Source organism: Pseudoduganella sp. S-14 (assembly GCF_049913285.1).
GTDB lineage: Bacteria > Pseudomonadota > Gammaproteobacteria > Burkholderiales > Burkholderiaceae_D > Rugamonas.
In genome coordinates this window covers 1,993,272-2,019,610 of the sequence record NZ_CP183991.1, presented here as the reverse complement: position 1 = coordinate 2,019,610, position 26,339 = coordinate 1,993,272, and the positions used below count along the sequence as shown (strand labels likewise).

The 26,339-nt window shown below is 61.2% G+C and carries 29 protein-coding genes; 7 read left to right on the top strand and 22 right to left on the bottom strand.

Features of this window, described 5'->3' with window-relative positions:
• The 9 genes from ACN9MZ_RS09225 to rpsP all read right to left on the bottom strand — a co-directional run bounded on the left by ACN9MZ_RS09225 (position 1) and on the right by rpsP (position 7,706).
• The gene (locus ACN9MZ_RS09225) at positions 1-795 is read right to left on the bottom strand and encodes a hypothetical protein (RefSeq protein WP_426341864.1); all 795 of its coding nucleotides are present in this window, start codon (positions 793-795) and stop codon (positions 1-3) included.
• Positions 792-3,485 carry a M16 family metallopeptidase gene (locus ACN9MZ_RS09220; protein ID WP_426341863.1) on the bottom strand — a complete coding sequence of 898 codons (2,694 nt, stop codon included), beginning with the start codon at positions 3,483-3,485 and terminating at the stop codon, positions 792-794. The genes ACN9MZ_RS09225 and ACN9MZ_RS09220 overlap by 4 nt, the downstream gene beginning before the upstream one ends.
• A gap of 40 nt (positions 3,486-3,525) precedes the next feature.
• Positions 3,526-3,831: a DUF3579 domain-containing protein gene (locus ACN9MZ_RS09215; RefSeq protein WP_055936782.1), complete on the bottom strand. Its 306-nt coding sequence runs from the start codon at positions 3,829-3,831 to the stop codon at positions 3,526-3,528.
• Between the two features lie 82 nt (positions 3,832-3,913).
• Complete coding sequence (locus tag ACN9MZ_RS09210) at positions 3,914-4,873, bottom strand: CobD/CbiB family protein (protein WP_426341862.1); 960 nt, start codon at positions 4,871-4,873, stop codon at positions 3,914-3,916.
• A 44-nt stretch (positions 4,874-4,917) separates the two neighbouring features.
• On the bottom strand, positions 4,918-5,580 hold the full coding sequence (locus ACN9MZ_RS09205; RefSeq protein WP_426341861.1) for a CoA pyrophosphatase: 663 nt from the start codon (positions 5,578-5,580) through the stop codon (positions 4,918-4,920).
• 74 nt (positions 5,581-5,654) lie between these two features.
• Positions 5,655-6,035 (bottom strand): 50S ribosomal protein L19, encoded by a 381-nt coding sequence (gene rplS / locus ACN9MZ_RS09200; RefSeq protein WP_426170243.1) that lies wholly within the window; start codon positions 6,033-6,035, stop codon positions 5,655-5,657.
• Between the two features lie 106 nt (positions 6,036-6,141).
• Positions 6,142-6,888 carry a tRNA (guanosine(37)-N1)-methyltransferase TrmD gene (gene trmD / locus ACN9MZ_RS09195; RefSeq protein WP_426341860.1) on the bottom strand — a complete coding sequence of 249 codons (747 nt, stop codon included), beginning with the start codon at positions 6,886-6,888 and terminating at the stop codon, positions 6,142-6,144.
• A 14-nt stretch (positions 6,889-6,902) separates the two neighbouring features.
• On the bottom strand, positions 6,903-7,445 hold the full coding sequence (rimM, locus tag ACN9MZ_RS09190) for a ribosome maturation factor RimM (RefSeq protein WP_426341859.1): 543 nt from the start codon (positions 7,443-7,445) through the stop codon (positions 6,903-6,905).
• A gap of 15 nt (positions 7,446-7,460) precedes the next feature.
• The gene (gene rpsP, locus ACN9MZ_RS09185; RefSeq protein ID WP_057261569.1) at positions 7,461-7,706 is read right to left on the bottom strand and encodes a 30S ribosomal protein S16; all 246 of its coding nucleotides are present in this window, start codon (positions 7,704-7,706) and stop codon (positions 7,461-7,463) included.
• 186 nt (positions 7,707-7,892) lie between these two features.
• Between rpsP and ACN9MZ_RS09180 the strand changes: the two genes are divergently transcribed.
• Together ACN9MZ_RS09180 and ACN9MZ_RS09175 are read left to right on the top strand one after the other, a co-directional pair.
• Positions 7,893-8,309 (top strand): hypothetical protein, encoded by a 417-nt coding sequence (locus ACN9MZ_RS09180; RefSeq protein WP_426341858.1) that lies wholly within the window; start codon positions 7,893-7,895, stop codon positions 8,307-8,309.
• A 114-nt stretch (positions 8,310-8,423) separates the two neighbouring features.
• Positions 8,424-8,837, top strand: coding sequence for a glycine zipper 2TM domain-containing protein (locus ACN9MZ_RS09175; protein WP_426341857.1), 414 nt, complete (start codon positions 8,424-8,426; stop codon positions 8,835-8,837).
• Here ACN9MZ_RS09175 and ACN9MZ_RS09170 read toward each other — a convergent pair.
• Positions 8,834-9,454, bottom strand: coding sequence for a LysE family translocator (locus tag ACN9MZ_RS09170; protein WP_426341856.1), 621 nt, complete (start codon positions 9,452-9,454; stop codon positions 8,834-8,836). The two genes, ACN9MZ_RS09175 and ACN9MZ_RS09170, sit on opposite strands and share 4 nt — an antisense overlap.
• A 60-nt stretch (positions 9,455-9,514) precedes the next feature.
• Here ACN9MZ_RS09170 and ACN9MZ_RS09165 point away from each other — a divergent pair, with 60 nt between their 5' ends.
• From ACN9MZ_RS09165 to ACN9MZ_RS09155, 3 genes are read left to right on the top strand one after another with little or no spacing between them, the layout of a single operon-like run.
• Entirely contained in the window at positions 9,515-10,504 is a 990-nt protein-coding gene (locus ACN9MZ_RS09165; protein ID WP_426341855.1) for a proline dehydrogenase family protein, read from the top strand.
• Positions 10,501-11,016 (top strand): polysaccharide deacetylase family protein, encoded by a 516-nt coding sequence (locus ACN9MZ_RS09160; protein ID WP_426341854.1) that lies wholly within the window; start codon positions 10,501-10,503, stop codon positions 11,014-11,016. Before ACN9MZ_RS09165 ends, ACN9MZ_RS09160 begins: the two co-directional genes overlap by 4 nt.
• Before the next feature lie 6 nt (positions 11,017-11,022).
• Positions 11,023-11,409, top strand: a complete 387-nt coding sequence (locus ACN9MZ_RS09155; protein ID WP_426341853.1) for a hypothetical protein — start codon at positions 11,023-11,025, stop codon at positions 11,407-11,409.
• A gap of 496 nt (positions 11,410-11,905) precedes the next feature.
• On the opposite strand, the gene ACN9MZ_RS09150 is transcribed toward ACN9MZ_RS09155, so the two are convergent.
• The 6 genes from ACN9MZ_RS09150 to ugpQ form a co-directional block, all read right to left on the bottom strand.
• Positions 11,906-13,696: an acyl-CoA dehydrogenase gene (locus ACN9MZ_RS09150; RefSeq protein WP_426341852.1), complete on the bottom strand. Its 1,791-nt coding sequence runs from the start codon at positions 13,694-13,696 to the stop codon at positions 11,906-11,908.
• 75 nt (positions 13,697-13,771) lie between these two features.
• A complete protein-coding gene (locus tag ACN9MZ_RS09145; RefSeq protein ID WP_426341851.1) occupies positions 13,772-14,704 on the bottom strand; it encodes an electron transfer flavoprotein subunit alpha/FixB family protein in 933 nt (310 codons plus the stop codon).
• A gap of 27 nt (positions 14,705-14,731) precedes the next feature.
• Positions 14,732-15,481 carry an electron transfer flavoprotein subunit beta/FixA family protein gene (locus ACN9MZ_RS09140; protein WP_426341850.1) on the bottom strand — a complete coding sequence of 250 codons (750 nt, stop codon included), beginning with the start codon at positions 15,479-15,481 and terminating at the stop codon, positions 14,732-14,734.
• Between the two features lie 147 nt (positions 15,482-15,628).
• The gene (locus ACN9MZ_RS09135; RefSeq protein ID WP_426172164.1) at positions 15,629-15,856 is read right to left on the bottom strand and encodes a sulfurtransferase TusA family protein; all 228 of its coding nucleotides are present in this window, start codon (positions 15,854-15,856) and stop codon (positions 15,629-15,631) included.
• A gap of 189 nt (positions 15,857-16,045) precedes the next feature.
• Entirely contained in the window at positions 16,046-18,658 is a 2,613-nt protein-coding gene (gene alaS, locus ACN9MZ_RS09130; protein WP_426341849.1) for an alanine--tRNA ligase, read from the bottom strand.
• Positions 18,659-18,795: 137 nt separating this feature from the next.
• Positions 18,796-19,548, bottom strand: coding sequence for a glycerophosphodiester phosphodiesterase (ugpQ, locus tag ACN9MZ_RS09125; RefSeq protein WP_426341848.1), 753 nt, complete (start codon positions 19,546-19,548; stop codon positions 18,796-18,798).
• A 70-nt stretch (positions 19,549-19,618) separates the two neighbouring features.
• Here ugpQ and ACN9MZ_RS09120 point away from each other — a divergent pair, with 70 nt between their 5' ends.
• Complete coding sequence (locus ACN9MZ_RS09120) at positions 19,619-20,845, top strand: CaiB/BaiF CoA transferase family protein (protein WP_426341847.1); 1,227 nt, start codon at positions 19,619-19,621, stop codon at positions 20,843-20,845.
• A gap of 140 nt (positions 20,846-20,985) precedes the next feature.
• Here the strand turns inward: ACN9MZ_RS09120 and ACN9MZ_RS09115 are convergent, their stop codons facing one another.
• Together ACN9MZ_RS09115 and ACN9MZ_RS09110 are read right to left on the bottom strand one after the other, a co-directional pair.
• Positions 20,986-21,315 carry a hypothetical protein gene (locus ACN9MZ_RS09115; protein ID WP_426341846.1) on the bottom strand — a complete coding sequence of 110 codons (330 nt, stop codon included), beginning with the start codon at positions 21,313-21,315 and terminating at the stop codon, positions 20,986-20,988.
• A 74-nt stretch (positions 21,316-21,389) separates the two neighbouring features.
• Entirely contained in the window at positions 21,390-22,589 is a 1,200-nt protein-coding gene (locus ACN9MZ_RS09110) for an MFS transporter (RefSeq protein ID WP_426341845.1), read from the bottom strand.
• A gap of 76 nt (positions 22,590-22,665) precedes the next feature.
• On the opposite strand from ACN9MZ_RS09110, the gene ACN9MZ_RS09105 reads away from it, so the two are divergent.
• The gene (locus ACN9MZ_RS09105; protein WP_426341844.1) at positions 22,666-23,556 is read left to right on the top strand and encodes a LysR family transcriptional regulator; all 891 of its coding nucleotides are present in this window, start codon (positions 22,666-22,668) and stop codon (positions 23,554-23,556) included.
• Positions 23,557-23,614: 58 nt separating this feature from the next.
• Here the strand turns inward: ACN9MZ_RS09105 and ACN9MZ_RS09100 are convergent, their stop codons facing one another.
• From ACN9MZ_RS09100 to ACN9MZ_RS09085, 4 genes are read right to left on the bottom strand one after another with little or no spacing between them, the layout of a single operon-like run.
• A complete protein-coding gene (locus ACN9MZ_RS09100; RefSeq protein WP_426341843.1) occupies positions 23,615-24,487 on the bottom strand; it encodes a hypothetical protein in 873 nt (290 codons plus the stop codon).
• A complete protein-coding gene (locus ACN9MZ_RS09095; protein WP_426170189.1) occupies positions 24,487-25,263 on the bottom strand; it encodes a hypothetical protein in 777 nt (258 codons plus the stop codon). The genes ACN9MZ_RS09100 and ACN9MZ_RS09095 overlap by 1 nt, the downstream gene beginning before the upstream one ends.
• 2 nt (positions 25,264-25,265) lie before the next feature.
• Positions 25,266-25,766 (bottom strand): hypothetical protein, encoded by a 501-nt coding sequence (locus tag ACN9MZ_RS09090; protein ID WP_426170186.1) that lies wholly within the window; start codon positions 25,764-25,766, stop codon positions 25,266-25,268.
• Positions 25,767-25,788: 22 nt separating this feature from the next.
• On the bottom strand, positions 25,789-26,082 hold the full coding sequence (locus ACN9MZ_RS09085; protein ID WP_426170185.1) for a DnaJ domain-containing protein: 294 nt from the start codon (positions 26,080-26,082) through the stop codon (positions 25,789-25,791).
• Positions 26,083-26,339: the final 257 nt, after the last annotated feature.

The window sequence follows — 26,339 nt, the reverse complement described above, 5'->3', positions numbered from 1 at the left end:
TCAACATCCACCACCGTCCTGGCTGTGGACCTCCACCCATTTTCCGCCCTGCCGTTTCAGTATGCTGTAGAACCAGGATTCATAAGCGCTCCCGGAAATCACGACTTCGTCCACGCCATCCGCATCCAGGTCCAGGTGTTCCAGGTACTTCTTGTTCGCCTTTTCCGCTTCGCCATGCGGGCCGACGTAAGAGTCCTCATACACCAGTGAAAATTGCCCGCCCACTCCTTTTTCGGCCAGGAAGAACAGCGTCACCATCTGGTTCGCATCGATATTGTCGTAATTGATCGACGCCGCCACTACCTGGCCGGCGTCGCCCGCCTCGAGTGTCTTCAATGCGGCCAGACGGTCTTTGCGCTTGACGCCATGCTTTTCCATCCATGCACTGGCAAGCTGGGAAAGCGCCCGCAGGTCTGCCGGGGTCACGGCTATTTCAGGACGCGCCGGCCGCAAGTTCAATGGCAGCGACGTGGCCAGGCCGCTGGCCGGCACCTCACTGCCGGCCAGCGGCGCGAGTGCCAGGCTTTCGGCATCGCCGCAGCCGGTACCGTCAGGGATGGCAGCCGCCCCGACCTTGACCTTGCCGGCATGCCGGGCGCCAAGATAGACATGCAGTGAGCGCGGCGGCATGCCTGTTTCATCGTCGCCCAAGCTCAAGGACTCGAAACCACCGGAAACGATGCGCGCAAGCGGCGCAGCCTTTCCGTCTGGCTTAATCAGGTACAACTGGTTCGCAGAACCGGCCAGCGCAGTGCCCGCCGTCAGCGCCAGTATCAATGCAAGCGCCCTTTTCACCGCTTGGCTTTCGATGCGTCGCTGGCGATCACCACAGACAGCTTGGCAGGATCGATATGCTTGCGGAAGGCCGCGCTCACCTGCTCCGCGGTCAAGGCCTTCAGCTTCGCTTCATACTCCTTGCTCCACGCGAAAGTGCGATCCAGATAGCGGAAGTGCGACCATGCGCCTGCCACCACATCATCCTTCGAACGGTTCTGCAAGCGCTGCTGCATCAGGCCCGATTTGGCGCCAGCCACTTCGGCTGCGGTGAAGCCACTCTTCACGGCGCGCTCAAGTTCCTGGCGAACGGCAGCTTCCAGCTTGACCATGTTCTGCGGCGCTGCAATCGCTTCAATGGTCAAGCCGCCCGCATCGTCGCGATCGCCCGCATCGAGGGACGAGCCGCCGCCGTAAGACAAGCCTTCCTTCTGGCGAATCCGGTCCATCAGGCGCGACTTCAGGCCGCCATTGCCGAAGATGTAATTCGCCACCTCCAGTGCGGCGTAATCCGGGTCATCCGTGCGCAGCGGAAGGTTGATGCGCGCCGCGAACATGCCGTTTTCCTTGTCCGGTGCATCCAGCGTGACGCGGGTCGGCGCCTTCTCGACGTGCTTGTCCAGGATCGGCGCGTAAGCGCCCTTGCTTTGCCAGCCCGCCAGTTCTTCGCTCACCACCTTGACCAGCTCAGCCTTGTCGAAATCCCCTACCACCGACAGCTCGCCGCGCGAGGTGCCGTAGAACTCGGCGTGGTAAGCCTTCACATCCGCCAGCTTCATGACCTTGACCGCCTCAATTTGTTCGTCAAGCGTCATCACGCTGCGCGGATCGCCTTTCGGCCAATGGTCGAAGTATTCGGCCAGCTTCCTGCCGGCCATCGCCTGCGGGTCGTTGCGCGAAGCCTCGATGCCGACGATCCATTGCTGGCGCATCTGCTCGAACTCCGTTTCGGGGAATGAAGCATCTTTCAGCACATGCGCCACCAGGCGCAGTGCGGCAGGCAGGTGCTCGCGCGTCGTTTCGAAGTGGTACAGCGAACCGCTCATCTTCAGCTTCGACATCGCATCGGCCAGTTGCGCACGCGAATATTTGCTGGTGCCGCGCGCCAGCATCTGGTCCGCTGCCGCCGACAGCATCTGCTTGCCGAACTGGTTCTTTTCGTCGCCCCAATGCAGGCGCATATCCACCGCCACGGTCTCGCCGCGATTCTTCTTCGGCAGCAGCGCCAGTTTCAGATTGCCGATTTCCTTGAGCTCCGTGCGTGCCATGATGTTGTCCTGGCTCGGATCGAAGTTCTCGGAAGTCAGTGCGCTGGCCTTGCCTTTGTAATCCTTGAGCAGCTCGGCCGCCGTCGGCGCTGCGCCGATTTCCGCGCGCTGAGGCGCGTCGTCAGGAACGAAGGTACCGACAGTGCGGTTATCGCGCTTCATGTAGCGCCCTGCGGCTTCTGCGACCTGCGCGGAGGTGATGGCCGCTAGCCCGTCGCGCCCCTGGAACAGCAGCCGCCAGTCTCCCAGCGCGATATGGTCGCTCAGGGCCACGCCCACTTGCTGCGGATTGTTCAGCGCCTTTTCGATCGAGTTGCTGTATTCGCGGCGCGTGCGCTCCATTTCCTCTTCGGTCGGCGGCGCCTTGGCAAAGCCCTCCACTGCGGCGATGAGCTCGTCGCGCACCGGCCCGATCGGCTGGCCCATCTTCACCACGGCGCCGAACACTTGCAGGCTTGGCGCAATGCCGGGCTGGGTCATGGCAAACACCTGTGCAGCCTTGCCGGTTTCAACCAGCTGCTTGTGCAGGCGTCCGTTTGGCGTATCGCCCAGCACCTGCCCCATGAAGGCCAGCGGATCGGCATCGTTATGCAGGCCCGATGGAATCTTGTAGCCCACCAGGACGATCTGCACGTCGCCCTTGCGGTGCACTGCGTACTGGCGCCCGCCGTCCTGGGCCGGCTCCACGGTCCAGAATTGCGGCAGCTTGCGCTTCGGCTTCGGGATCGCGCCGAAGGTCTTGCTGATCCAGGCCAGCGTTTGCGAAGGGTCGAATTTGCCGGCTACCAGCAGCACCGCGTTATCCGGCTGGTAGTAGGTGCGATAGAAGGCTTGCAGGTTCTCGATCTTGACGTTCTCGATATCGCTGCGGTTGCCGATGGTGGAACGGCCGTAGCTATGCCAGTCGTAAGCGATGCTTTCCAGGCGCTTGTACAGCACTTCGAACGGGCTGTTCTCGCCGCTCTCGTATTCGTTGCGCACCACGGTCATTTCCGAATCCAGGTCCTTCTTCGCGATGAAAGACCTGGTCATGCGCTCGGCTTCCATGTCCAGCGCCCACTTCAGGTTTTCCTGGCTGGCCTGGAACACTTCGTAGTAATTGGTGCGGTCCAGCGAAGTGGTGCCGTTGAACTCCATGCCGCGCTCGGAGAACTGCTGCGGAATATTGCGGTGGTTCGGCGCGCCCTTGAACATCAGGTGCTCCAGCAAGTGCGCCATGCCGGTCTCGCCATAGTTCTCATGGCGCGAGCCGACCAGGTAAGTAACGTTGACGGTCACCGTCGGTTTCGACGCATCGGGGAACAGCAGGACTTTAAGCCCGTTGGGCAGGCGGTATTCGGTGATGCCTTCGACCGACGGGCCTTTGGCGACACCGGCGGGCAAGGTCTGGGCGAAAGCTGAAGAAGCGGTCAGCAGCAGCGCTGCGACGTATTTGATTTGCATGGGGTTCTGCTCATGTTGGCAAAACCCTATCCTACGACACTTAAGCTTTTTCGTCAGGTATCAGACATGCCTCGACGACCTGCAGCTTGTTATCCTTGGCGAATTCCTTGACGAAGTTATAAGCCATCGGCTGGATTTCGCGCAGGCCTTCATTGACGACCACGGCCTTGATGCCATTGACGACGGTCGGGGTGACGTAGGGCGAGAACTGCAGGTGGGCGTGGCGGCCGCCGGAGCCTTCCGGGCGGAAGCACGCCAGCACGCCGGCCAGTCGTTCCGCCCAGTCGCTGGGACGGAATTGCTTGCCGTCGGTCGTAAGCCCAAGAATGAAGAACTCGCTGGCCATATACCTGAAACCCGGTTGCTGTAAGGAACCCCAGTATTATATCTTATAGAAGACTTGAACGGGGCTCCGGCTCCAGGTCATTTTAGCCGAGCCACACCGCTCCGGACAGCAGCAGCAGCAGCATCATCCACAGCAACAACGCGCGCCATACCAGGCCGACCGTGCTTTGCAGGGCGCGTACGCCCGGCTCGTCGCCCGGCAGCTGGTCCACTTCCATGTCGCTGATATCCACGGTCGCCGCATCGGACGGGATGATCTTGGCCGCATTTTCATTCGGGGTACCGAGGCGCACACCCATGGCGCCGCCGCCGGCCGACAGGATGATACCGATCGCCTCATCCTTCCAGCGGTGGCCGAAATTGCGCCAGGCGTAGATCGCATCTTCAAAATTGCCGACCACGGCGAAAGCTACGGCAGTCAGGCGCGCCGGGACCCAGTCGATCCAATAGAAGGCCTTGGCGGCAAAGATGCCGAAAGCTTCCTGGCGCATGTGTTCCGGCTCATTCCAGGCGCGCGCCAGGTATTCGGATACGCGGTACAGGATGGCGCCGCAGGGACCGAACGGCATCAGGAACCAGAAGAACACGCCGAATACATTGCGGTGGGTAGTGACCAGCGCCTTTTCCACGGCAATGCGGGAAATCTCGGTCAGCTCCATGCCCACGGTGTCGATCTTGCACCACTCTGCCAGCAGCGCACGCGCCTGGCTCTCGTCACCCGCGTTCAGGGCGAGCTGGATCGACGTGAAGTAATGGCTGTAATGGCGAAAACCCAGTGTCAGGTAAACAATCAGCACATTCCAGGCAAAGGCAGCCAGTATCAGGTTATAGCGCAGCAACAGCCAATACACCAGGCCGGCCGGCAGCGTCAGCGCGCCAACCAGCAGGAACCAGCCCATGCGGCCGTGGCTCGCATGCCCGGCGTTGAACCACTGCTCCATGCGTACGGCCAGGCGCTTGAATTCAGCCCAGATCGGGTTGTCCGCTCGCAGGGGCTTCAGTTGCTCAAACAGCAAGGCCACGAGAATGGAGAGAAAAGTCATCTAAATCCTTTGATTAGCAGTACCACGATGCCCGCTACGATAGCTTATGCGCGCAAGAAATGAAACAGGTTGCGCAGCATGCCGGCCGTTGCGCCCCAGATAAAATAGTTCTGGTATGGCATTGCGTAAAAAGTGCGGCGGCCACTCGGAAGTTCGGCCGCCAGGCGCTGGTGGTTGGCGCCATCCATCAAGAACTGGAACGGCACCTCGAAGATCTCCGCCACCTCGAACGGATCGGCCTTCAGTTCGAACGGCGGCGTCACCAGTCCCACCACCGGGGTCACGGCATAGCCGGTGCCGGTGTAATACAAGGGCAGCGTGCCGATCACGTCGATATGGCGGCGATCCAGGCCAATCTCCTCCTCGGTTTCGCGCAGCGCCGTGTCGACCGCATCCGCATCGGCCGGCTCGGCACGGCCGCCGGGAAAAGCCACCTGCCCTGCATGATCGTTCAAATGCGCCGTGCGCATCGTCAGCAGCAGGTAGACGCCGTCCTCGCGCAGCACCAATGGCACCAGCACGGAAGCCGGTGTCGGCTCGCCGCGATGCAGGCCAAGCGGCGGCTCGGATGGTTCGGGCGTCCATTCCGGCGGCTGCGCAAAGCGCTGGCGCAGCCAGTCCGGCGCAAGATGTTCCAGCAGCACCGCGGCTTCGCCGGCAATCGCTTCAATCGGTAACTGGGTCGGGTCGAAAGGTGTTTTTGGCATAGGCGGCATTGTACCAAGCTGAAAAAAAAGGACGCCCGAAGGCGTCCTTTCCGAATCCGATACCGGGGTATGGATTACGCTGCGGTTGCCGCAACTTTGCGGTTTGGCAGTTTTTCCTTGATACGTGCGGACTTGCCCGAACGCTCACGCAGGTAGTACAGCTTGGCGCGGCGAACGTCACCACGACGCTTCACTTCGATCGAAGCGATCAGTGGGGAGTACAGCTGGAAGGTACGCTCAACGCCTTCGCCGGACGAGATTTTACGAACGATGAAGTTCGAGTTCAGGCCACGGTTACGACGGGCGATAACAACGCCTTCGTAAGCCTGGGCGCGCTTGCGGGTGCCTTCGACTACGTTCACGTTGACAACCACGGTATCGCCAGGAGCGAACTCAGGGATGTTTTTGCCCAGGCGAGCGATTTCTTCTTGTTCCAGTTGCTGGATCAGGTTCATTTCATGACTCCTAAGACCATCTTGCCGGCGCGATCAAGGATGCCCGGTAGAGGATGGGGTTGAAACACGGCAGGCAACATGCCTGCCACGGTACTACAACGGGTTTTTATAAACCCGCCAAAAACTTTTCGTCCTTCTTCGACAGCAGGCCGGCTTCGCGGGCCTTCACCAGCAGGTCGGGACGCTTGCGCGCCGTCGCTTCCAGCATGCGCTCACGGCGCCACTTCTCGATCTCGGCGTGGTTGCCGCCCAACAGCACGGGGGGCACGGCCTCGCCTTCGTAAATCTCGGGCCGCGTGTAATGCGGCGAATCCAGCAAGCCGTTGACGAAAGAGTCTTCGACTGCGGAAGCATCGGTATTCAGCACGCCTGGCAGCTGGCGCACCACGGCATCCATCAGGGCCATGGCGGGCAGCTCGCCGCCGGACAGCACGAAATCGCCGAGGCTGATTTCTTCATCGACGCTGCGGTCCAGCAAACGCTGGTCCACCGCTTCGTAGCGGCCGCACAAGATCACGAGGCCGGGTTCCTGCTTCAACTGCATCACGCGTTCGTGGGTCAGCTGCTTGCCTTGCGGCGACATGTACACCACGCGCGGCGCCGGCAGGCCGGAAACCACCTGGCGCTGCTTCGCGGCCGCGATGGTCTGCTCCAGCGGCTTGGCCAGCATCACCATCCCCGGGCCACCGCCATACGGGCGGTCATCCACGGTACGATGGTTGTCGGTGGTGAAATCGCGCGGATTCCACAGCGACAGGCCCCAGCGCTTCTGCTCGAACGCGCGGCGGGTCACGCCGGACTGCGTCAAGGCAGCGAACATCTCAGGGAACAGGGTAATGACGTCGAATTGCATTGTGCGGTTCCGGATTAGTAATCCAGGCCCCAGTCCACGATGATCTGCTTCGCGTCCTTGTCCACCTTGATAACAAACTGGCTTACAAACGGGATCAGGCGCTCTTGCGCCTTACCTTCGGCCTCGTACTCGACGCGCAGGATGGACTGAGGTCCATTGCTCATCATGTCCGCGACCGTGCCAAGGCGCTCGCCTTGTTGATTCTGAACTGCCAGGCCGATCAGGTCGCCCCAGTAGTACTCGTCGTCTTCCAGCTGCGGGAAGTCGGCGCGCGACACGAACACCGATGCGCCCTTCAGCGCTTCTGCTTCGTTACGGTCCGTCATCCCGACGATAGTGGTGACCACGTCGCCACCATGCAGCTTAGCCCGCTTGACTTCCACGTCACGCAGGCTTGGCTTGTCGAGCCACCAGGTGGTGGCATGCAGCAGCGCATCTGCTTCGGAGTTGAAGGGTCGGACACGGACCCCGCCGGTGATGCCGTAGGCACCGAAAACAAAGCCGACCTGAACCAGGTCAGCCGGGGCTTGCGCCCCAGATGCGGTCTTGCTGCTCAAAACTTGTAGCTACTATTAAGCAGCCTTCTGGCCAGCAACCAGCTTGGCAACAGCTGGGGACAGCTGAGCGCCAACGCCTTGCCAGTAAGCCAGACGGTCAGCAGCAACGCGGAAGGTTTCTGCTTGGCCGGTAGCCATTGGGTTGAAGAAGCCGATACGTTCTACGAAACGGCCGTCACGACGATTGCGGGAATCGGTTGCAACGATGTTGTAGAAAGGACGCTTCTTGGCGCCACCACGAGCTAAACGAATAACGACCATAATAATTCCAAAAAAGTGTGCTGAGTCGGAAAAAGCCGCAAATTATAGCGCGCTTTAACTCCAACCGGCAAGATTAATCAAATTGGTGGGGAATTGGACAATCCGGGATTATCCCCTGAACTGGCCTCGTCGGCAACAGCTTTGTTGTGCGATACTGCCGGTTTTTCGGACCTTTCGGCAGCAATCATGTCTGTTTTACACAAGAACAAAACATTCGCCACCCTGCTCGCCGCCGTGACCGGCGGCATCGGCCTGCATCGCTTCTACCTGCGCGGCCTGGCTGACAAATGGGGCTGGCTGCACACCATCAGCCTGCTCGGCTGCGCCGCCGTGTTTGCATTGTGGCCGAAAGCCGATCCCTACTTCCTGCTGCTGCCGCTGATCCTGTCGATCCTGGTCGGCGTCCTCGAAGCTCTCGTGCTGGGCCTGATGCCTGACGAGAAGTGGGATGCCAGCTTCAACACTGGCAGCGGCAAGCGATCGAACTCTCGCTGGCCGCTGGCGATCGTGCTGGTCGCCGCCCTGATGTTTGGCGCCTTTGGCCTGATTGCGGCCATCGCCCGGCTGTTCGATCTGCTCTACACCGGCGGCATTTACGGCTGAGCCGCTGTCATACCATTCCCGAACTCTACAGCAACGTCTTGTCACAAATTTGGATTCCAAGCAGCAACTATTGACCTATACTCACGGCACCACAACCGCTTTTGGAGAACCCCTATGAAAGTAATTAAATTCCTCTTGCCAGCAATCCTGGCCGTGACGGTTACCGGCGCTTACGCACAGCCAAAGCGCGCTGTTTGCGCTGATTGCGGCACTGTGACCGCAGTGAAAATGATCGAGAAAGACGGCGAAGGCGGCGCGGCTGGCATCGTTGCCGGCGGCATCGCGGGCGGCCTGCTCGGCCACCAGGTCGGCGGCGGCACCGGCAAGACCCTGGCCACCGTTGCTGGCGCTGCTGGCGGCGCTTATGCCGGCAAGAAGATCGAAGGCAAGATGAACAAAGTCAAGGAATGGCACGTCACCGTCCGGTACGAAACCGGCAAGGTCGGCACCGTCATCCTGAAAAACGATCCTAACCTGCGCAATGGCGACCACGTCAAGCGCGAACACGGCGGCCTGGAACGCATCTAAGTCCTCCGCGACAGCAGTAACCCCATCCCCGCGCCGGCCAGCAGGCCGGCGCAACTCCGGTTGAACACCCTCCTCCCGCGCGGTTGCGCAAACCACTTCTGCATGCGTGCGCCCATCCAGGCGTAGACCGTCAGCGCCACCACTTCCAGCAGCAGGAACAGTACCCCCAGCACGAAGAACTGCGCCGCCGCCGGGCCCGCAGGATCAACGAATTGCGGCAAGAAGGCAGTGAAGATCAGGATCGCTTTCGGATTGCCCGCAGCGACAAGGAATTCCTGCCGCGCCAACTGCCACCAGCCCGCCTCTGGCGCAGCGCTTGCCACCTGGCCGCCCGGTTGCGCGAACCAAAGCTGCCGCGCCAGGTAAAACAGATAGATCGCGCCAACGGTCTTGATCCCGTAGAACACTAGTTCCGACGTATGCAGCACCGCGGCCAGTCCCGCCGACGCCAGGGCAATCATCCCCGCAAAAGCCACCAGCCGCCCCGCGCCCGCAAGGCATGAGCGGCGAAAACCATAGCGCGTGGCATTGCTGACCGATAGCAGGTTATTCGGCCCCGGCGCCATGTTCAGCGCAAAACAGGCAGGCACGAACAGCAGGAGGGTTGAAGCATCCATGGCCGGCTCCATATGGGAATTTTAGTTAATATACAACGTCCAAATGCGCAAGGAGACATCGTGACAGACAATACCACGCCACACTTCCCACCCCAATGGCAACCGCTGGTGGACCGCGCCGCCAACGCCTTGCGCGAGCTGGCAGTCAATGAAGAAGCCAAGGCACGCTTCCTCGATGACCCGCTGCTGCGGCCATTCATGCAACGCGTGTCGCAGCGCTATGTTGCCGGCAGCACCGTGTCGGACGCCATCGTGCGCGCCGCCATGATCAACCAGAACGGGCACCGTGCTTCCGCTGAGTACATGGGCGAAAGCGTGCGCGACGAGGCTTTCGCCAACGAGGAGGCGAGCGTCTTCCTGCAGCTGGTGCAGGCCATCGGTGCACAGCGCCTCGACTGCTCGATCTCCTTCGACCTGTCGCACGTGGGCTCACTAGTCGACCAGGAACTGGGCTATCACAACGCGCGCCGTATCGCCCGCGCCGCGAGGGAAATTGGGCGGGAAGTGATGATCTCGATGGAGGCATCGGACCGAACTTCCGGAATTTACGAAATCTACAAACGGCTGCACGAGCAGGATGGACTGTCGAACGTCGGCATCACGGTGCCAGCCAAGCTGCACCGCACTGCCAACGATCTTCCGGAGCTGCTGCGCCTTCCCGGCCGCATCCGCCTGGTCAAGGGGGCCATGTTCGAGCCGGTGGAAATCGCCTACCCCCGCAACAGCCCCGAACTGGCATCAGCCTATCGCCGTTATGCTGCGCTGCTGCTGCGCAGCGGCCATACATGCTCGATCGCCACGCACGACCGCGCGATCCAGGATGAACTGGTCTCTATGATCCGCACCGAAGGCATCACCGCCGGTCCATATGAATTCGAGTCCCTGATAGGATTGGGCGAACAGAATATCGCCAACCTGCGCGATGCTGGCTTTGCGACGCGCGAATACGCAGTGTTCGGAAAGGAGTACTTCTTGTACGTATTGAACCGCATCTCCGAAGAGCCCGTCCGCGTCTACCAGGCCATCGTTGACGCACTTGGTGCCCCATGATGCGCCGCCTTCTTGCCGCAGTAGCACTGGCTGGCGCCGGCGTCGCGCAAGCGCAGTCGGTGGCGATTACGATCGACGATGGCCCGAACGCGGGCAACACGCCGCGCATGTCGGCGCAGGAACGCAACCAGGCCATCCTGGACGCTCTGGCCAAACACCGCGTGCAGGCAGCGCTGTTTGTCACTGCCGGCTTCGGCGCCAATACGCCGCAAGGCCGGCCGCTCCTTCAGTCCTGGAGCAAGGCCGGCCACGCCATCGGCAATCACACCGTTACCCATCCGGACCTGGAAAAAGTCCCGCTGGCCGAATACCAGCGCCAGGTAATGGAATGCGACCGCTTGATCAGCACCCAGCCCGGCTATCAGAAATGGCTGCGCTTCACTTATCTGCGCGAAGGAAACACGCCCGAAAAGATCGACGGCATGCATCAGTTCCTGCGCGACCACGGCTATCGCAACGCGCGTGTAAGCCTGGACACAAGCGATTGGCGCCTCAACGAAAAGCTGGAATAAGTGCTGATGAAGGATCCGAAAGCGGATATCAGCGCGATCCGGACCGCCTACCTGGCCCATGTCAAGCAGCGCGCGCTGGCTTACCGCGAGCTGTCGCAGCAATTGCAGGGACGCGATATTTCGCAAGTCCTGCTGCTGCACCACAATCTGCTCAACGCACTATGGCTGGATGACGTCCTGGCACAATTCGAGGAGATGGGCTGGAAGATCATCACGCCGGCGGAAGCGTTTGCCGATCCAGTTTATAAGCTTGAGCCGGTGCGGAAAGCTGCGGGACAGAGCCTGCTGCTGTCGTTGGGGCGCACCCTGGGACTGGGATCGATGCCAGGCGGCGAACGCCTGGTGGATGATGGGGACTACGAGATCGCCGAGCTGACCAAGAAAGGGTTGTAACCCCAAAAGGAAAAAATACTCGTCCAATTTTCGGTTGTCGATAAGGCAGGGGCTTCGCTACGCTCCTTCCATCAACCACATTCCTGATCGACAATGAAAATCACCAATCCCACCGCTATTCTGCGCTGCTACCACGCCCTCGTCGCACGCTCGACTGAAGGACGCCCGCAGCACGACCGAAGTTGCGCTCGACAGTGGTTACGAATCGCTCAGCGGCTTCGCGTACACCTGCAAGAAGATGACCGGCAATGCGCCAAGCCAGGGCACGCAACAACTGGTGCTGCATCGCTTTACGACGCCTCTGGGACCGATGTTCGTCTGCGCCAGCGAAAACGGCGATTGCCAGCGCGGCGTCTGGAATGCCTTGCGCGCGATGAAGTCTGGGGCTGACGGGGTACGGCAGGGGATTGGCGCGCAAGGAATGGCTCCTTGCGCACGAACTGCAGAACCGGCAAAGCGGTGTCTGACCCACTGGGTCAGACACCATGGTTCAGGCTTAGAACTGCTCGACGTCCAGGCCGAGCACGCCGGCGCTGCCATCAACGATGGCGGCGCGCATGCCGGTGGAGCCGGACAGGATGTGGTCCGCAAAGAAACGCGCAGTCACGATCTTGGCGTGGAAGAACGAAGCATCGCCCTCGCCTGCCGACAGCTTGGACTGCGCGATCAGTGCAGCACGGCCCATCTGCCAGCCGCCGAACACGATACCGGCCAGCTTCAGGTACAGCACGGAGCCGGAGAACACACCCTTGATGTCCGACTTGGCGTGGTTGACGACATAGTCCACCACCGCTTCCAGGTCGTCCGCGCCTTGCACCAGGTGCTTGCGCATTGCGGCGAAGTCGGGGCTGTTCACGCCAGCCAGTTCTTCGGCAGTCGCGCGCACCTGGGCAATGATCGACTTGGCCAAAGCGCCGCCATCACGCACGGTCTTGCGGCCGATCAGGTCATTGGCCTGGATCGCGGTAGTACCTTCGTAAATGGTCAGGATCTTGGCATCGCGGTAGTGCTGCGCCGCGCCGGTTTCCTCGATGAAGCCCATGCCGCCGTGCACCTGCACGCCGTCGCGGGTCACGTTCTCGGACATCTCGGTCGACCAGCCCTTCACGATCGGCACCAGGTATTCGTAAATAGCCTGGTTCGCAGCGCGGACTTCAGCATCGGCGTGGTGGTGAGCCACGTCGTGAATGCCGGCAGCCACGTAAGCCAGCGCGCGCGCCGCTTCGGTCTGGGCGCGCATCGACATCAACATGCGGCGCACGTCAGGGTGGTTAATGATCGCCACGCCGGCTGGAGAGCCGTTCAGGTCGCGCGACTGCACGCGGTCCTTGGCGAAGGTCACCGCCTGCTGGTAAGCGCGCTCCGCCAGGCCCACGCCCTGCATGCCGACACCGAAACGGGCCGCGTTCATCATGATGAACATGTATTCCAGGCCGCGGTTTTCCTCGCCCACCAGGTAGCCAACGGCGCCGCCGTTGTCGCCGAATTGCAGCACGGCGGTTGGGGAAGCCTTGATGCCCAACTTGTGCTCGATCGACACGCAGTGCGCGTCGTTGCGCTCGCCCAGCGAACCGTCTGCGTTGACCATGAACTTCGGCACGATGAACAGCGAGATGCCCTTCACGCCCGGAGGCGCATCAGGAGTACGCGCCAGTACCAGGTGGATGATGTTCTCGGCCATGTCGTGCTCACCGTAGGTGATGAAGATCTTGGTGCCGAATACTTTGTAGGTGCCGTCGCCTTGCGGCACGGCGCGGGTGCGCACGGCAGCCAGGTCGGAGCCGGCTTGTGGCTCGGTCAGGTTCATGGTGCCGGTCCACTTGCCGGTCACCAGCGGCTCCAGGTAGGTGGCTTTCTGTTCGTCCGAGCCAGCGGTCAGCAGCGCTTCGATCGCGCCGTCGGACAGCAGCGCCACCAGGGCGAACGACAGGTTCGAGCCGTGCAGCATTTCCACGCATGGGGTGCCGATCAGCTTCGGCAGGCCCTGGCCGCCGAATTCGGTCGGGTGCTGCAAGCCTTGCCAGCCGGCTTCCGCGAACTGCTTGAAGGCTTCCTTGAAGCCCTTCGAGGTAGTGACCTTGCCGTCAGTCCAGGAGCTTGGTTCTTTATCTGCAGCGTGGTTCAGCGGGGCGATCACGCCGCTCACGAACTTCGCATTTTCTTCCAGCACGGCTTCCGCGGTTTCCGCGTTTGCATCTTCACAGCCTGGCAGCGCGGACACGCCAGCCAGGTTCGCCAGTTCGTTCATCACGAACAGCATGTCTTTCATTGGGGCTTGATAGCTCATGACGCTTCTCCAAGGTAGTAAAAGGGCCACTTGCGTGGCCCAGGTACTCAGTCCTTTTTCAGGACTCTCTTTTAATTAACCCAGTTCCTTGACCAGCTGAGGAACAACCTCGAACAGGTCGCCCACGATGCCGTAGTCGGCAACGGAGAAGATCGGAGCTTCAGGGTCTTTGTTCACTGCGACGATGACCTTGGAGTCCTTCATGCCGGCCAAGTGCTGGATCGCGCCGGAGATGCCGACAGCGATGTACAGCGAAGGAGCAACGATCTTGCCGGTCTGGCCAACCTGCCAGTCGTTCGGCACGAAACCAGCGTCCACAGCAGCGCGCGATGCGCCCATGGCAGCGTTCAGCTTGTCAGCCAGTGGTTCCAGGATCTTGAAGGCGTCGGCCGAGCCCATGCCACGGCCACCGGAAACGATGATCTTGGCAGCGGTCAGTTCCGGACGGTCAGACTTGGCCACTTCGCGACCAACGAAAGCGGACTTGCCGAAATCAGCGGCTGCAGCCACGGTTTCAACCGCAGCGGAACCGCCTTCGGCAGCAGCAGCGTCAAAACCGGTGCTACGTACGGTGATCACTTTGACCTTGTCCGACGATTGCACGTAGGCGATCGCGTTGCCGGCGTAGATTGGGCGCTCGAAGGTGTCAGGCGCGTCAACCTTGGTGATTTCGGAGATCTGTGCCACGTCCAGCTTGGCGGCAACGCGCGGCAGGATGTTCTTGCCGTAGGCGGTTGCAGGAGCCAGGATGTGGGTGTAGCCACCAGCGATCGCCAGGATCTGCTCGGAGATGTTTTCGGCCAGGCCGTCGCCGAAGTGGGCTGCGTCAGCGTGCAGCACTTTGGTGACGCCGGCGATCTTGGCAGCGGCGGCGGCAGCGGCGCCGGCGTTCGAGCCAGCTACCAGCACGTGCACTTCGCCTGCGCACTTGGCGGCGGCGGTAACGGTGTGGAGGGTGCTGCCCTTCAGGGATGCGTTGTCGTGTTCTGCGATTACGAGTGCGACCATGATTGAGTTCCTAGAGTATTCGGTGAATTAGATGACTTTAGCTTCGGAGCGCAGCTTGGACACCAGGGTCGCTACGTCAGGCACTTTGATACCAGCGGAACGCTTGGCAGGCTCGGCCACTTTCAGGGTTTTCAGGCGTGGGGTCACGTCGACGCCCAGGTCTTCCGGCTTGACGGTATCCAGCGGCTTCTTCTTCGCCTTCATGATGTTAGGCAGGGTCACGTAGCGCGGCTCGTTCAGGCGCAGGTCGGTGGTCACGATGGCAGGCAGTTGCAGCGCCACGGTTTCCAGGCCGCCGTCCACTTCGCGGGTCACGGTCACTTTGCCGTCGCCCAGTTCAACCTTCGAAGCGAAGGTCGCCTGTGGCCAGCCCAGCAGTGCAGCCAGCATCTGGCCAACCTGGTTGGAGTCGTCGTCGATGGCCTGCTTGCCCAGGATGATCAGTTGCGGTTGCTCTTTGTCGGCAACGGCCTTCAGCAGTTTAGCCACAGCCAGCGGCTCCAGTTCAACGCCGGTTTCAATCAGGATGCCGCGGTCGGCGCCGATCGCCATGCCGGTGCGCAGGGTTTCCTGGCACTGCGCCACGCCGGCCGATACTGCAACCACCTCGGTTACTTTGCCAGCTTCTTTCAGGCGGGTCGCTTCTTCCAGTGCGATCTCGTCGAACGGGTTCATCGACATTTTGACGTTGGCGATATCTACGCCAGTGCCGTCGGATTTGACGCGCACTTTCACGTTGAAGTCGACGACGCGCTTGACAGGTACCAGGACTTTCATAGGTGTGCCTTTGAAAAAGAGATAAGTAAAATTAGTGGGCTAGATTATATTGGAATTCGATATCACTGATCGAATAAAAGCACGGTCGTGCGTTTTTTAAATACAATCCGGCGCCGAAAATCAGCAACCGGTAGCATACCGCAGTTTTTACTTGCGGCGCATCAAAAACGTAAATTCAGTGCCCTGCTGGACGTAGGACAAGAGTGCATTGCCAGTCTGCTTGGCAAAGGCCTGGAAGTCACGCACTGACCCGGGATCGGTAGCCACGATACGCAACACCTGGCCGCTTTCCAATTCCGCCAAGGCTTTCTTGGCTTTCAGGATAGGCAGCGGGCAATTCAGGCCGCGCGCGTCGAGGTCCTTATGAAATTCCATGGTCTCGGACTCGAGAGTAAGAGTTTCGCTCATCAATATCTCGCTTCTGTACAACTGGTTCCAACATACTACTCCAATTTTGTGCATCTGACGCACTGCACCAAAATAGTTAATGTTGCGTTGCAAAATCACAACGACATTGCAATGTCGGAAAGGCCCGCACTAGGGAGCGCGGGCCCTTGTCAGCTCTTAGATACGCGACTCCACCCATGCTGCAACGCCACCGAGCGCACCTGGCAGTGCGTCCGGATTGGTGCCGCCGGCTTGCGCCATGTCAGGGCGGCCACCGCCCTTGCCGCCCACTTGTTGTGCAACGAAGTTCACCAACTCGCCGGCCTTGACCTTGCCGATCGAGTCGGCAGTCACGCCAGCGATCAGGCTGACCTTGCCGTCATTGACGGAAGCCAGCACGATGGCAGCGGACTTCAGCTTGTCCTTCAGCTTGTCCATAGTTTCGCGCAACGCAGTCACGTCGGCGCCTTCCATGGTTGCAGCCAGCACCTTCAGGCCCTTGACGTCGACCGCCTTGTTGACCAGTTCGTCGCCCTGGCCGGAAGCCAGCTTGGACTTCAGTGCTGCCAGTTCTTTTTCCAGCGACTTCACCTGGTCCTGCACGGCGGTGATCTTGGCAGTCAGTTCTTCCGGGTTCGACTTCAGCGCGGCAGCAGCTTCGTTCAGCTTGCGGGCCATGCCCTGCACCAGCGCCAGCGCGCCTTCACCGGTCACGGCTTCCACGCGGCGGATGCCGGCAGCAACGCCGCCTTCAGACACGATCTTGAACAGGCCGATGTCGCCGGTGCGGTGCACGTGTACGCCGCCGCACAGCTCTTTCGAGGAGCCGATGTCCATCACGCGTACTTCGTCGCCGTACTTCTCGCCGAACAGCGCCATGGCGCCATGCTTCACCGCGTCGTCGAAGGACATGTGATGCGACTGGGTCGCAGCGTTAGCCAGGATTTCGGCGTTGACGATGGCTTCCACCTTGGCGATTTCCTCGGCGGTCATCGGCTGGGTGTGGGAGAAGTCGAAACGCGCCTTGTCCGGATCAACCAGCGAGCCTTTCTGCGCTACGTGGGAACCCAGCACTTCGCGCAGGGCCTTGTGCATCAGGTGGGTCGCCGAGTGGTTACGGATGGTGCGGCCGCGCGAATGCTGGTCCACTGCCGCGCCGACAGCGTCGCCTACCTTCAGCGAACCCTGTTCAACCACGCCGTGGTGGCCGAAGACGTCAGCCTGGATCTTCAGCGTGTCTTCCACGTTGAAGCGGCCGGTAGCGCCGGTGATCAGGCCCTGGTCGCCCACCTGGCCGCCGGATTCGGCGTAGAACGGGGTAGTATCCAGGACGACGATGCCCTGCTCGCCGGTCTTCAGTTCCTGCACCGGCGCGCCGTTGGCGTACAGGGCGATCACTTTCGAGTCATGCAGCAGCTGGTCGTATCCGACGAACTTGTTCTTCTCGCCGGCGTATTCAACGTTGGCAGCCATCTTCTTGAACTTGCCGCCTTCGCGCGCTTTCTGCTTCTGTGCTTCCATGGCGACGCTGAAGCCTGCTTCGTCCAGCGTCACTTCGCGTTCGCGGCAGATATCGGCGGTCAGGTCCAGCGGGAAGCCGTAGGTGTCGTACAGGGTGAAGGCGGTAGCACCGTCAAGGTTCTTCGGATCCTTGGCCAGTTGGGCTTCCAGGATCTTCATGCCGTTTTCCAGGGTCTCGCCGAAACGCTCCTCTTCCGCCTTCAGCACCTGGGCCACGCGGTCCTTGGCTTCCGCCAGCTCAGGATAGGCAACGCCCATCTCGGTGTTCAGGTCTTCCACCAGCTTGTAGAAGAAGGCTTTGGTCTGGCCCAGCTTGTGGCCGTGACGCAGTGCGCGGCGGATGATGCGGCGCAGGACATAGCCGTGGCCTTCAGGGCCAGGGATGATGCCGTCGACGATCATGAAGGCAGCAGCACGGATGTGGTCGGCGATCACGCGCAGCGATTTGTTTTCCAGGTCGGTCGCGCCGGTTTCGCGGGCGGCAGCCTTGATCAAGGCCTGGAAGGAATCGATCTCATAGTTCGAGTGCACGTGCTGCAGGACAGCGGCCAAGCGCTCCATGCCCATGCCGGTATCCACGCAAGGCTTCGGCAGTTTGTGCATGACGCCTGCTTCGTCGCGGTTGAACTGCATGAACACCAGGTTCCAGATTTCGATGAAGCGGTCGCCGTCTTCCTGGTCCGAACCTGGAGGGCCGCCCCAGATGTCGGCGCCATGGTCGTAGAAGATCTCGGTGCAAGGACCACATGGGCCGGTGTCGGCCATCTGCCAGAAGTTGTCCGACGCGTAGCGCGAACCCTTGTTGTCGCCGATGCGGATAATGCGCTCTTTCGGCACGCCGATTTCGTTGGCCCAGATGTCGTAGGCTTCGTCGTCTTCGATGTAGACCGTGACGGTCAGCTTCTCAGGCGGCAGGCCGTAGACCTTGGTCAGCAGCTCCCACGCATACTGGATCGCATCGCGCTTGAAATAGTCGCCGAAGCTGAAATTGCCCAGCATTTCGAAGAAGGTGTGGTGACGCGCGGTGTAACCGACGTTTTCCAGGTCATTATGCTTGCCGCCGGCGCGCACGCAGCGCTGCACGGTGGTGGCACGGGAATACGGACGCACATCCTGGCCCAGGAACACATCCTTGAACTGCACCATGCCGGAGTTGGTCAACAGCAGGGTTGGGTCATTGCCTGGCACCAGCGGGCTGGAACGGACAATCGTATGGCCCTTGGATTCGAAGAATTTCAGGAACTTTTCGCGAATTTCAGCAGATTTCATGTCGTAAAAGGTAGGTTGCAGGCTGGTGCAAAGGGTTGATTATACGTGAACAGTTCGCCTGATAAATGGGGACGTACCCCATTTAGAGGGTATTTCCCTCTAAATGGGGTACGTCCCCATTTATCCGTCCCCATTTATCAAGCGAAGTCTGGCCCGATCAGGTCGACGCGGTCAGTACAAAACGCATCGACCCCGAGCGCAAGGATTTCCCGCGCTCGTTCCGGCGAATTGACGGTATAGCAAAACAGGCCCAAGCCTGCTGCCTTCACCGCGGTGGCCTGGTCCGGCGTCAGGTATTTGTGGTTGGTATGGATCGCCACCGCGCCAAGGTCGCGCGCCGTTTCCAGCCAATTGACGGGAATCTTATCGAACAGGCAAGCCCGCTGAAGCTCGGGCGCAGCATCGCGCGCCGCCGCCAAGGCCGGCATGCTGAAGGACGAGAGCAAAGGCATTGACGCCTGATCGCCGGCCGCCACCTCGGCAGCGAAACGGGCGCGCGCAGTCTGCGCCACCCAACGGCCGGTCGCCTCATCATGGCCTTCGGCCGGCTTGATCTCGATATTCATCCAGATCTTATGCTCTTTGCAGTAGTCGACCCACTCCAGGAACAAAGGCACTGGCTCCCCGCGGAACTCAGGACCGAACCATCGCCCGGCATCCATCTTCGCCAATTCGGCTGCCGAAAAGTTCGGCACATAGCCATCGCCATAGATCGTGCGGCCAAAATGCGGATCGTGCATCACCACGCCAATGCCATCGGATGACAGCATGACGTCGAATTCCACCGCGCGGAAACCATAAGCCAGGCCGGCACGCAGGCCGGCGATGGTGTTCTCCGGAGCCAGCGTGCCGCCTCCGCGATGCGCAACGATTTTTGGGTAGGGCCACATAGGATTAAGACACTAACACGGTTGGATGCGTTAAGCTAACGCTCCCTGAAAACAGTAGGAAGAAGACAACATGACCCCGAAGGCCCTTGGACACATTCGCGTACTGGATTTAAGCCGCGTGCTGGCCGGCCCCTGGTGCTCGCAGAACCTCGCGGACCTGGGCGCGGACGTGATCAAGATCGAGCGGCCGGGCAGCGGTGACGACACCCGCGCCTGGGGTCCTCCCTACGCCAAGGATGCCTCCGGCGCCGATACTACCGAAGCCGCCTACTACCTCTCCGCCAACCGCGGCAAGCGCTCGGTCACTTGCGACATCTCCAAGCCGGAGGGCCAGGCCCTGATCCGCGAACTGGCCAGGCATGCCGACGTGGTGCTGGAGAACTACAAGGTCGGCCAATTGAAAAAGTATGGCCTGGACTACGAATCGCTCAAGGCGGTCAAGCCGGACCTGGTCTACTGCTCCGTGACCGGCTTTGGCCAGGACGGCCCCTACGCACACCGCGCCGGCTACGACTTCCTGATCCAGGGCATGGGAGGTTTGATGTCCGTGACCGGCGAGCGCGACGACCTGCCGGGAGGCGGCCCGCAGAAAGCCGGCGTGGCCCTGACCGACCTGATGACCGGCATGTACTCCACCATCGCAATTTTGGCCGCCCTGACCCACCGCGACCGCACCGGCGAAGGCCAATATATCGATATGGCGCTGCTGGACGTGCAGGTCGCGATGTTGGCCAATATGGGCTCCAACTACCTGAATAGCGGCAAGGCGCCCAAGCGCTGGGGCAACGCCCACGCCAACATCGTGCCGTACCAGACCTTCGCCTGCGCCGACGGCTACATCATCGTCGCCACCGGCAACGACGGCCAATACCAGAAATTCGTGGAAGTGGGCGGCCGCCCCGACCTGGCCACACACGAACGCTACGCCACCAATCCACTGCGCGTGAAGAACCGCGACGAGCTGGTGCCGATCCTGGCTGAAATGGTGAAGTCGCAACCGCGCGACTGGTGGATCGAACAGCTGGAAGCGGTAGGCGTGCCATGCGGCCCAATCAACGACCTGCACGACGTCTTCAAGAACCCGCAAGTGCAAGCGCGCGGCATGATGATCGAAACAGCGCACCCGACCGCCGGCAAAGTGAAACTGGTGCGCAACCCAATGCGCCTGAGCGCCAGCCCCGCCGAAACCGACATGCCCCCGCCCCTGCTTGGCCAGCACACCGACCAAGTGCTGCGCGAAGTCCTCGGCCGCAGCGAAGAAGAAATCGCCGCCCTCCGCACCAAAGGCATCCTGTAAGAAACGCTATGGCCGAGTCCGTGTCCCACCATGGGGTCACACCCGTTTTGAGACACGGGCTCTTCGTTTAACAAGGTAGAGTTCGTGTCCCGTAACGGGTGTGACCCCATGGTGGGACACGGGCTCTGCTGGTGGAACTTTTAATGCAGGTGCTGCTTGAAGTCGAATAGTTCGCGGTGCATGAAGTTGACTGCGGCTTTCATCTCGGGCGTCACTTGCATGCGCTCGCTGGCGCAGACGCGCCGGGCGCGGGCGCCGAGCATCTCCATGTCGTCTACCAACTTGGGTACGTTGGCGTAGTCTTCACTCACCAGCATTTCGCTGATGTCGTCGGAGCGGCGGTCCAGCTTCTGGATCGTGTCGCGCAGCTCGCCTGTCAGGTGGCGCTCGGCCGATAAGGCTTGCGCGGCGTGGCTGACAGCCATTTGGATGTTGCTGAGCCTGATACGGATTTCTCGATCGTGCATCATGATGATCTCCTCGCTCAAAACGGCACCCAAGCGTGCCGGTGGGACTTGGAGATCGTTCGCGCTCGGCGGTTCAATCACCCTGCCTCAGCTTTGATCTGGCTCAACCTTGGCACGATTGGCGTCAACCGGCGCAGGTGGATTGCGATCGCGACAGCTGCGACCAGGCAGCTTGCAAGCAGCAGCACCACGCCCGCCCAGCCTGCCCTTCCCCACAGTATTCCTGCAGCCCAGCCAATCACGCTGGAGCCGAGGTAGTAAAAGAACAGGTATAGCGCGGATGCCAATGCCGCCCCGCGAGCACGTCGGCCGACCCAGCTGCTTGTCATGGAATGCGATGCAAAGAAAGCGAAGGTGAACAGGGCCAGCCCGGCGATTACCAGCGGCAACCAGCTCGACAAGGTCAACACAATGCCTGTCAGCATTAAGCTGAGAACCAGGTACAGCACGCCCTTGCGACCGTAACGGTCCGCCAGCTTGCCTGCCCACACTGAACTGAATATCCCCAGCAGGTACAGAAACGAAATTCCACCCACCACACTTTGACGCAGCTCGAACGGCGCAGCGAGCAGGCGGTAGCTGATGTAGTTGTAGGCGCTGACCATGCAACCCATTAACAGGAAGGCCAGGGTGAACAGCCACGGCAGGCCGTCATCGCGCAGGTGGCGCAGTGCGTTCGCCGGCAGCGCGCGCCAGCCTCCGGGCGACGGGCTGAAACGGCGCGACTCCGGCAGGCTGCGCCAGAATTCGACTGCAGCCAATACGCCGGCCGCCCCCATCGCCACCAGCGCCACGCGCCATGAGAAAAAGTCGCTCAGTATCGACGTCACCATGCGCCCGACCATCCCGCCGAACGCACTGCCGCTGATGTAAAGCCCCATCGAGAGTCCCAAGGATTCGGGTTCGATCTCCTCTGCCAGGTATGCCATGGCGACCGCTGGCATGCCGCCCAGCGCCACGCCGAGCAAAACCCGCGCGACAAGCAGTTGGCCGTATCCATCGGCCAGAGCGCACAGCAACGTCATGATCGCGGAGATCGCGAGCGCTCCAACCATCAGGGGCTTGCGGCCGAGGCGGTCGGAAATGGCGCTCGACGCGAGCAGCGAGACTGCCATCGCCGCCGTGGCCAGCGACAAGGACAAGCTGCTCTGCGCGGGCGTCAGCGCAAATGCGCTCGATAGCAGCGGCATCAAGGGTTGCACACAGTACAACAGCGCGAAGCAGGAAAAGCCGCCGAAGAACATGGCGCGGTTGGTGGGGTGGCTGAGGGCTTTCATCGTGAATTCATCTTAGGATTGCCCTGTATTACTGTCCAATATATATTTAAGGCGTTATTAATCGCTTCTACATATTATGGAATTGCGTCACCTGCGCTATTTCGTGGCTGTGGCCGAGGAATTGAGCTTCACTCGCGCGGCTGAACGGTTGCATATCGGCCAGCCGCCACTGTCCCAGCAAATCCAGGCACTGGAAGCGGAAGTGGGCGCGCGTCTCTTCGATCGCAGCAAGCGCTGGGTGCGGCTCACCGTAGCCGGCAAGCTGTTTCTCGAAGATGCGCGGGCCATCCTGGCGCAATCCGAGCGCGCGGCCGATAGGGCTCGCCGGGCGCAGCGTGGCGAGGCTGGCGAACTGCGCGTGGGCTTTACGTTTTCCACGCCTTTCACGCCGCTGTTTGCGCGCACTATCCGACGCTATCGCCAGCTCTATCCGGACGTGGCGCTTACCTTGCACGAGATGACGACGCTGCACCAGATCGATGCCCTGGAGGCTCGCAAGATAGATCTTGGATTCGTGCGCCCGCCAGAGGTGGCTTTGCCGGAGCACCTGGAGCTGACGACGCTGCGCCGCGATGCGCTGCTGCTGGTGCTTGCGAGCGATTCGCCATTGGCGCGCAAGCGCAAGATCAAGGTCGCGGACCTGGCGGAGCTGCCGTGGGTGATGTATCCGAAGGAGTCCGGCGTGGGGATCAATCACGCCATTCTGGGCATGTGCCGGGCGGCGGGCTTTGTGCCGCAAGTGGCGATGGAGGCGGGCGAGGCGGCAACCATTATCGGGCTGGTTGCGGCGGGGATCGGGGTGTCGGTTTTGCCTTCGCCGTTCCAGTCGATGCATCTGGAGGGAGTGGCGTTCCGGCCGCTGGATGATGCGGGGGCGGTCACTTCGCTGCAATTGGCGCAGCGGCGGGGGGATGGCGGGGCGTTGGTGGAGGCGTTTGTGAGGGTGGCACTGGAGGAAAACCGGTAAACCAGTGTCTGACCCACAGGGTCAGACACGCGTGCCCGTCTGGCGCCGGTCCAGATTATCAATCGTAGTCGGCGTCGAGCTCGGAGCCGGCGTAGTTTTCCAGCTCGGTCCACAGCGTCTTCATTGCGAAGCGCCCCGGCAGCTTTTGCAGCACGGTGCAGGTGCGTCGATACAGATCGATGCGATGCAGCAGGACCGGGTGATGTTGCTCGGGTACCGCAGCGACCAGCGCTTGCCAGCCCGCTTCGTAATCCGGCTTGGCCTTGCGCACAGCCTTCACGAAGCGTTCGAACTCCTTCTGGCCGGTGCGGGCGACGATGCGGCCGCCGCCTTCCACCGCGAAGATGATCGCCAGCGCGATCACGCCTTCCGCGTTCAGGTCCGGGTCCTTGATTGCGCCTTCCAGGTTGTGGCGGCGCAGCCAGTTCGCCAGGCGCACCACCGCTTGCACTTCCTGGCGCTGCTTCAACTGCGTCTGGTACTTGGAAGGACCATCCCAGTTGGCGCCGGGCTCGGTGAAGCAGATGTCGAAGAACAGGTCGCGCAGGCGGCGCTGTGCATACGTCGGGTCGTTGTCGTACTCTCCGATCAGCGTATCTTCCGGCATCGCAGCCAGGTCCTTCACCTGGCGGAAGCCCGCCTGGAAGGCCAGCTCAGCGCCCTGCTCCACCAGGTAGTCCAGCGCCAGCTCGTCGGAATCGACGGTCAGCAACTGCTCCAGGCCGAGCGACACGCCGCCGACCGTCAGGTTGACTGCCTTCTGGATGCCGTCCGCAGTGCGGTTGTTGGTGAACTTGTCCGCGACCATGGCCGTGATGCCGCTCAATTCTTCCGCCAGGATGCTGGCCGCATCTTCGCGGTCGTCGCCTGGCAGCAGTTTGATGGCGCGGGTCAGTCGCGGCAGGCTTTCTTTGACGAGTGCGGGCAGCATCAGCCGAAGATCCCCGTACCGATCGAGCGGCGTGCGCGTTCGCGGCCGGTGCCACTGCGAGTGGTCGGCACTTGCTTGCGCAGGCGGTACAGCAGCTCCTTGGTGGAGCGCTGCAGGTGCTCGGGCTCTTCGTCCGGATCGTCGCTGAATTCCGCGTCGGCCAGGTCGGCGCTGTGGCGGAATTCCGGGAACAATTCGAACAGCGCACGGTCCCAGCCGTCTTCATTGGCTTGCGCCAGGGCGACGGCAACGGGAACGATGTCGTTGTCGGACGAAGTCTGGCCGGTCAGGTAGGCACCTTTCGAGATCACTTCGCCCGCAACCTCCAGCACCTCCTTCGGCGCCAGCGAGAACAGGATCGCGAACGCGGTGCAGCCCCAGTCGGTAGCCGACGCTTCTTTCAGCAGTTCGGCACGGCGCTCTTCATCTTCGGTGCCGAAGATCACGCCGTGCATGTGGGCGAACAGCGATTCGGCGATACGCTCAGGATCGTCTTCGATCATGTCGTCCGGCCAGGTGGCGGCGATGTAGGCCAGGCTTTCGGCCCACTGCTTCGGCGGCACCAGCAGGGTCGCCAGCGACATCTTGCCGCCGTCGAAGCCGGACATGTGCAGCGCCGTCACGTGCGGCGGCAGCTCCTGCAGCACTTCGACCACGGCCAGGTCGCCGTGGGTATCCGCTGCTTCGGCAAAGGCGCGCTCGGCGTGCTCCAGGGAGCCCGCCAGAACGAGTTCGGTGACCTGCTTGCGAATGGCTGGCAGATTCTTGTCGGTCATGCTCAATCCTCCTGCTGGTCAAAGATGCCGGTGAAGTCGTCGGTTGCGACATCATCCGCGTAATCGTCTTCATCATCGCCCTCGTCGCCTTCAGCCAGGCGGTCGAGCGAAGTGTCCTCGTCGTCCCACATGCGCGGATGCTTGTGCAGCAGCGCGGTGATGATGGCCTGGCGCGCCAGGTCCGGGTGGTTCTCTTCCAGCGCTTCCAGCAGGCCTTGCGCCTTCGGGCAGGTGGCGGCGCCGAACACGCGGGCCGGATCGCCGTATTCGAAATCCTCGGCGTCGGCAAAAGCTGCCTTCGGGTCGTGGAATTCGATCACGTCCACCAGGGCGAAAGCCATCATGTTCAAATCGTCGATGCCGCCGCCGTTCACGTATTCGGTGCGCAGGGCTTCGACCATCTTCTTGTAATTCTTGTGGTCAGGCGGATCGCCGAGGATGCCCTCGATCTGCCCTTCCAGTTCGCGCGCCTGGTAGGCGAACTCTGGGTGTACTTTTCTCATTTGCTGCTGTCTTTCTGTTGATTCAGGCGGCGGGGATCGTCACGCCGTTGACGCTGAAGATGGAACGCCACTGTTGGTAGGCTTCCGCTTCCGGGTCGATGATGATGCGGTGGTGCACACTCTGGTTGTATTCTTCCCGTTTTTCCGGGTCGGACAACACTTCATAAGCTTTGACGATAGCCTTGAAGCGGGCGTCGGCGCCCGGTTCCTGGTTGCGGTCCGGGTGGAAACGCATGGCCAGGGAACGATAGACCTTCTTGATTTCCTCGTCAGAGGCATTGGGCGCGACACCGAGCACATTATATAAATTTTCCATATTGCAACTCCGGGCCGGTTTTTAAACGCGTAAGGACGAATTATCCTATAAAATGCCCTGTTTACGCTGAATATCACCCTAAAACCGGTAAACCGGGGTCAGACCCAAGGGTCTGACCCTGTCAGCTCAACGGCAAGCGGTCAGGTTTTAGGCTTTTGACTTGCGTCGAAGATCAAAAGCCTGGAAGCATGAGCCCTGGCGCTGGGGCAGACAGGGTCTGACCTACCGTCGGCCCCTGGTTTACCGGTTTTAACGAC

What these genes read in the sequence shown, in the direction of transcription:
- ACN9MZ_RS09155 (WP_426341853.1), top strand. Translation starts at nt 11,023, where the DNA reads ATGAAGGATCCGAAAGCGGATATCAGCGCGATCCGGACCGCCTACCTG.
- ACN9MZ_RS09215 (WP_055936782.1), bottom strand. Translation starts at nt 3,831, where the DNA reads ATGGCCAGCGAGTTCTTCATTCTTGGGCTTACGACCGACGGCAAGCAA.
- ACN9MZ_RS09100 (WP_426341843.1), bottom strand. Translation starts at nt 24,487, where the DNA reads ATGCTGCCCGCACTCGTCAAAGAAAGCCTGCCGCGACTGACCCGCGCC.
- ACN9MZ_RS09175 (WP_426341857.1), top strand. Translation starts at nt 8,424, where the DNA reads ATGAAAGTAATTAAATTCCTCTTGCCAGCAATCCTGGCCGTGACGGTT.
- ACN9MZ_RS09140 (WP_426341850.1), bottom strand. Translation starts at nt 15,481, where the DNA reads ATGAAAGTCCTGGTACCTGTCAAGCGCGTCGTCGACTTCAACGTGAAA.
- ACN9MZ_RS09145 (WP_426341851.1), bottom strand. Translation starts at nt 14,704, where the DNA reads ATGGTCGCACTCGTAATCGCAGAACACGACAACGCATCCCTGAAGGGC.
- ACN9MZ_RS09220 (WP_426341863.1), bottom strand. Translation starts at nt 3,485, where the DNA reads ATGCAAATCAAATACGTCGCAGCGCTGCTGCTGACCGCTTCTTCAGCT.
- rplS (WP_426170243.1), bottom strand. Translation starts at nt 6,035, where the DNA reads ATGAACCTGATCCAGCAACTGGAACAAGAAGAAATCGCTCGCCTGGGC.
- trmD (WP_426341860.1), bottom strand. Translation starts at nt 6,888, where the DNA reads ATGCAATTCGACGTCATTACCCTGTTCCCTGAGATGTTCGCTGCCTTG.
- ACN9MZ_RS09095 (WP_426170189.1), bottom strand. Translation starts at nt 25,263, where the DNA reads ATGACCGACAAGAATCTGCCAGCCATTCGCAAGCAGGTCACCGAACTC.
- ACN9MZ_RS09135 (WP_426172164.1), bottom strand. Translation starts at nt 15,856, where the DNA reads ATGGAATTTCATAAGGACCTCGACGCGCGCGGCCTGAATTGCCCGCTG.
- rpsP (WP_057261569.1), bottom strand. Translation starts at nt 7,706, where the DNA reads ATGGTCGTTATTCGTTTAGCTCGTGGTGGCGCCAAGAAGCGTCCTTTC.
- ACN9MZ_RS09085 (WP_426170185.1), bottom strand. Translation starts at nt 26,082, where the DNA reads ATGGAAAATTTATATAATGTGCTCGGTGTCGCGCCCAATGCCTCTGAC.
- ugpQ (WP_426341848.1), bottom strand. Translation starts at nt 19,548, where the DNA reads ATGTGGCCCTACCCAAAAATCGTTGCGCATCGCGGAGGCGGCACGCTG.
- ACN9MZ_RS09205 (WP_426341861.1), bottom strand. Translation starts at nt 5,580, where the DNA reads ATGCCAAAAACACCTTTCGACCCGACCCAGTTACCGATTGAAGCGATT.
- ACN9MZ_RS09090 (WP_426170186.1), bottom strand. Translation starts at nt 25,766, where the DNA reads ATGAGAAAAGTACACCCAGAGTTCGCCTACCAGGCGCGCGAACTGGAA.
- ACN9MZ_RS09105 (WP_426341844.1), top strand. Translation starts at nt 22,666, where the DNA reads ATGGAATTGCGTCACCTGCGCTATTTCGTGGCTGTGGCCGAGGAATTG.
- ACN9MZ_RS09115 (WP_426341846.1), bottom strand. Translation starts at nt 21,315, where the DNA reads ATGATGCACGATCGAGAAATCCGTATCAGGCTCAGCAACATCCAAATG.
- ACN9MZ_RS09180 (WP_426341858.1), top strand. Translation starts at nt 7,893, where the DNA reads ATGTCTGTTTTACACAAGAACAAAACATTCGCCACCCTGCTCGCCGCC.
- alaS (WP_426341849.1), bottom strand. Translation starts at nt 18,658, where the DNA reads ATGAAATCTGCTGAAATTCGCGAAAAGTTCCTGAAATTCTTCGAATCC.
- ACN9MZ_RS09120 (WP_426341847.1), top strand. Translation starts at nt 19,619, where the DNA reads ATGACCCCGAAGGCCCTTGGACACATTCGCGTACTGGATTTAAGCCGC.
- ACN9MZ_RS09110 (WP_426341845.1), bottom strand. Translation starts at nt 22,589, where the DNA reads ATGAAAGCCCTCAGCCACCCCACCAACCGCGCCATGTTCTTCGGCGGC.
- ACN9MZ_RS09170 (WP_426341856.1), bottom strand. Translation starts at nt 9,454, where the DNA reads ATGGATGCTTCAACCCTCCTGCTGTTCGTGCCTGCCTGTTTTGCGCTG.
- ACN9MZ_RS09210 (WP_426341862.1), bottom strand. Translation starts at nt 4,873, where the DNA reads ATGACTTTTCTCTCCATTCTCGTGGCCTTGCTGTTTGAGCAACTGAAG.
- ACN9MZ_RS09150 (WP_426341852.1), bottom strand. Translation starts at nt 13,696, where the DNA reads ATGAGCTATCAAGCCCCAATGAAAGACATGCTGTTCGTGATGAACGAA.
- ACN9MZ_RS09160 (WP_426341854.1), top strand. Translation starts at nt 10,501, where the DNA reads ATGATGCGCCGCCTTCTTGCCGCAGTAGCACTGGCTGGCGCCGGCGTC.